Annotated in this window: 4 protein-coding genes; 2 read left to right on the top strand and 2 right to left on the bottom strand. The window is 63.1% G+C overall.

The features are described from left to right. Positions 1–767 precede the first annotated feature (767 nt). Together EOA38_RS29405 and EOA38_RS29400 are read right to left on the bottom strand one after the other, a co-directional pair. Positions 768–1,349, bottom strand: coding sequence for a hypothetical protein (locus EOA38_RS29405; RefSeq protein WP_126094721.1), 582 nt, complete (start codon positions 1,347–1,349; stop codon positions 768–770). A gap of 208 nt (positions 1,350–1,557) precedes the next feature. Further along, entirely contained in the window at positions 1,558–2,445 is an 888-nt protein-coding gene (locus tag EOA38_RS29400; protein WP_245464726.1) for a DMT family transporter, read from the bottom strand. Between the two features lie 586 nt (positions 2,446–3,031). Here EOA38_RS29400 and EOA38_RS29395 point away from each other — a divergent pair. Continuing rightward, the gene (locus EOA38_RS29395; RefSeq protein WP_126094723.1) at positions 3,032–4,177 is read left to right on the top strand and encodes an acyltransferase; all 1,146 of its coding nucleotides are present in this window, start codon (positions 3,032–3,034) and stop codon (positions 4,175–4,177) included. Beyond that, positions 4,174–4,268: glycosyltransferase (locus EOA38_RS40600; RefSeq protein ID WP_189434996.1), on the top strand; the 95-nt coding region annotated here is incomplete at its 3' end. The genes EOA38_RS29395 and EOA38_RS40600, both read left to right, overlap by 4 nt.

Below are 4,268 nucleotides of genomic sequence, written 5' to 3'. Positions count from 1 at the left end.
CCATTGCCACCCCCGCCGTTGCTGCCGCCGTTGCCGTTGCCGGCATAAGCTGTGGCCACGACGAACTTGGCAGCGACATCGGGTGTGAAATGATAGGTCGCGACAACAAGCGCCAGCGCGTTTGCGGCGCGCAGCGTGAGGCGGGCAAACCTCTTGAAGGCGGGTCGGCGCATGCTGTCCTTTTTATGCCGGTTCCGTCTCGGCCTTGCCGAAGTTCCGCTCTCAGCCCGACCAAGGCGGAACCGGTGTCTTGACGGCGCAAGGATTCACATTCGGGTGAGCCGACGGAAGTGGCCCACGACCCATGCCATATCCGGTCGGACCTTTTTTGCGGCCGCTTGGGGACCATCGTCGCAACCAGTGGGAGAAACAGCTCCGCCCGCAACCGCCGCCGCGTTAACCAAATCGCTTGGAAAATGGCCGGCAATTCTCTATGACTGAGGTCTGCGAGAACCGCGCGGACGCCCATACGAGCCGCGGCACACTACGGTGCAGGTGTCCCCGTTGGACGCAAAAAGTGTCGTAAAGCTTTGTTTTTGCGCATGAATCATTTTCCCCGGCCTGGGGGCCATGCGCCAAGGGTCCGCTTCCGGCATTTGTCCCAAGGACCAAAAAAGTACCCCCGCCAAAAGGCGGGGGCAAGGTGAGCAGCGAGAGTTCTGTCGTAAGACGATCAGGACCGAAGAGACGAAGCAAAAGGTGGCAACCTGATTTTGCAGCGCTAGCCTTTGGTCCCTTGAAGATCTAATCCAGATAGAACCTCGCTCTCACAAACTCTTCAGGCGATTGAGATCGGCCATAGTGGCCTTGCGCTCGACGATGGTACGACCAAACTTGTCCTCCATCCTGAACCTGCCGTTCTCGATCGTCTCCTTCATTCCGTTGCGGTGCGTGACCTGAATGCCGTTACTGCTGACCTCGACCTTGTCGCCGGTCGCGGCGTTCACATGATCGTCGACGTCGGCGGTGCTGCTTGCGGCACTGTTGGAAGCGCTGTTCGTTGCGCCCTTGCTGTTGCCACTGTTTCCGCCACTGCTGCTGTTGCCGCTACTGTTGCCCCCAGAATTGCCGTTCCCGTTATTTCCACCGCCGCTGTTACCGCCGCCGTTATTTCCACCGCCACTGTTACCGCCGCCGCTGTTACCGCCGCCGTTATTTCCACCGCCACTGTTACCGCCGCCGCTATTCCCGCCGCCATTACCGTTACCGCCATTGCCATTGCCGCCTTTGCCGGCATAGGCCTTGGCTACGACAGGACCGCCGATGGAGAGATGAAAAGGCGCGACAACCAACGCCAGCGCAGTGAGCGCTTGCAAGACAAGCCTGCAGCCCATGCGCGCTACGCGCATCCCATTCTCCCCATACCGGCCATCCAGCCCTTCGGCCAAACTACCCCACCGGCAATGTCGCAGCATTAGCATCCCCAATCAGCGTGTCGTGCGGAAGTGGCCCACGACCCTTGTCTTGTTTATTCAGACCTTTTTCGTGACGATATCGGACCTAAGTCCTATCGCAACCACCGGATGTAGTCCGGCATGAACGCGCGGCGTTTTCCCCTTACCCCGGCGAGGAGACCGGCGCTCTTGCCGTCACCGCCGTGCCGAAGGCGGCGGCAATCACGGCGGCGATGCCGGCGCATTGCAGCGCACTCAAGCTCTCATGCAGGAACAGGAAGCCGGTCAGCGCTCCGAGCGCCGGCTCCAGGGAGGTGAGCGTGCCGTAAACCCGCGCCGGCATCCTGGTGAGCGCCATCATCTCGAGCCAGAAGGGCAGCGCGCTCGAGAACAGGCCGACGACGGCCGCGCCCGCCATCACATGCGGGTCGGTGAGATAAGGCCAGGCAGCCGAGAATCCGAAAGGCAGCGCCAGCAGAGCGGCGATCGCCATGCCGTAGGCCGAGGTGCGAACGCCGAGCTCGGCGCCGGCCTTCTGCGCGAAGATGATGTAGAGCGCCCAGCAGCCGCCGGCGGCAAGCGCAATCAGCACGCCTATCGGATCAAGTCCCCGGCTGACATCGGCAAAAGGCGAGAGCAGCACGATGCCGGCGACGGCAAAGGCCACCCAGACGAGATCGAGCGGGCGCCTGGAACCGAGCGTCGCCACGAAAAGCGGCCCGGTGAATTCCAGTGCCACGCAGATGCCCAGCGGAATGCGCTCCAGCGCGGTATAAAACAGCAGGTTCATGACCGAGACGGTGACGCCATAGGCCGCGAGCCACGGCAGGGTTTTGAGCGACGGCATCACCTTCCAGGGCCTCAGCGCCGCGGCCAGCATCAGCGCGCCGATGAGAAGCCTCAGCATCGTCGTGCCCTGTGGGCCGAGGACCGGGAACAGGCCCTTGGCGAAAGCGGCGCCCACCTGAACCGAAAGAACGGCGCCGAGCAGCCCGAGAATGGGCAAGGCGCCCGCCTGGGTCCCTGGTTTTACGGTTTGCGTCGATACCACTTCTTCTCCCCCTGCCCCGCACCGTCCGAGGCGGAGATACAGCCTGGCGATTGCGCTGTCGTGAGGCAGCGGCCGGCCGATGGTGGGACAGGCGCCTCCCATCTCCCGGCGGGTCTATTGCGTCGCACAAGACGTTGAAATCAAAAGCTCTTTTCGCCGAGCCATGGAAGCATAAAGCGCTAGATTGGATAGCTTTTTCAATACTTCTAAAATACCCGCCATGGTTGCCGGTATATCTTTTCAACATCCCTTGCGGCAGATACTCTCAAAATCAGACCAACTGCCCACGAATATATAGGACCATTGGGCATCTCTGCGAAGATTTTGCAGAGCCAACTACGGCACACAACCGTCCGCATCACGCCTTTATTTCAACGGCGTAAGCATTTTGTGTTGCAGTGCAACAAAGTCCGCGACATCCGTTGGCGGGGCTGTGTGCGTTGGAGGATGCCATTATTTTGACCCGGATGGGCATTCCGCTGGGCCGCAACGACAGCGCTCCGGACGGAAGTTGGTCGACAGGCAGGGCCTACGGGCTTTGCGCGTGCAACGCCTGGCACTGCGAAAGATCTGTCGGAAGCCGCTGATGACGAATCAGCGCGACATCCAGTTGGACATGCTGCGGGCCGTTGCCGTCACGCTGGTGCTTTACGCGCATTTCCTTGCGCCGAACGGCTCCTCCTTCCTCGGCCATCTCGGCGTGCGGCTGTTCTTCGTGCTCTCCGGCTTCCTGATCACGCGGCTTTTGCTGGACGCGCGTGACACCTATGCATTCGAGGCCGGACCGGCGCTGCGTTCCTTCTATGCCAGGCGCGCGATCCGGATTTTCCCGCCCTATTTCGCGGTGCTGGGGCTCGTCTGGCTCACCGACCTGGAACAGTCCAGGTCGTCGCTCGCCTGGCATGCGCTCTATCTCTCGAATTTCTGGTATGCGCAGCGTAACGACTGGACGCCCTGGCTGCTCTGCCATTTCTGGAGCCTCAGCATCGAGGAGCAGTTCTATCTCGCCTGGCCACTGATCGTGCTCGTGGCGCCGCGCAGGCGCATCGAGGCGATCACCATCGGCGTCATCTGCTTCTCGCTCGCCTATCGCTTCTACTGGCCGATCGCCGCCGACCCGGCGCTGGCGCGGGACCTGTTGCCGCCGGCCTCGATGGACGCGCTTGCCTGCGGCGCCCTGCTTGCCGTCCGCCGCGCCCGAGGCGCCGACGTGCCGCGATGGATGCGGCTTTGCTGGCCGGCCTTGGTCGCGGTCTTCCTGCTCGTCGTCTGGTCCGATCCGGGGCCGGCGAGCTCGGCCTGGGAGTGGCCGCGCTGGTTCCTGGTGCAGGTGCTGCCGCTGGCGCTGCTGGTGGCGATCGTCGCCGCCTGCTCGAACGGCCTTGGCGGCACGCCCGGCAGGCTGGCCGAACTGCCGCCGCTCATCTTCCTCGGCCGCATCAGCTACGGCGTCTATCTCTACCATCCGATCCTGCTCGCCTATGCCGTCAAGGCGCAGCCATGGCTGCCACTCAACGTCTCGGAACAGGGGCCGGGCCGCTTCCTGGTCGCAGGCGCCGCCACGCTGGTCGTCGCCTCGCTGTCCTGGGTGCTGTTCGAGAAGCCGCTCAACAGCCTCAAGCGCTATTTCCCCTATGTGGCGCCCTCGCGCCCGCGTGGCGCGAGCGAGGCCCGCGGGTTCGGCATCGCCCCGGCGCTCGATCTGCGGCCGACGGACCGGAGCCGACCATGACCGCTCCCCTCATCTCCGTGCTGTTGCCGGTCTACAATGCCGAGCCCTATGTCGGCGCGGCGATCCAATCGATCCTGAGACAGGACAACGG

Origin of the sequence: Mesorhizobium sp. M1E.F.Ca.ET.041.01.1.1, from assembly GCF_003997355.1 — a bacterium.
Taxonomy (GTDB): domain Bacteria; phylum Pseudomonadota; class Alphaproteobacteria; order Rhizobiales; family Rhizobiaceae; genus Mesorhizobium.
The sequence above is the reverse complement of the archived record's forward strand: the minus strand, read 5'-3'. Positions and strand labels throughout refer to the sequence as shown.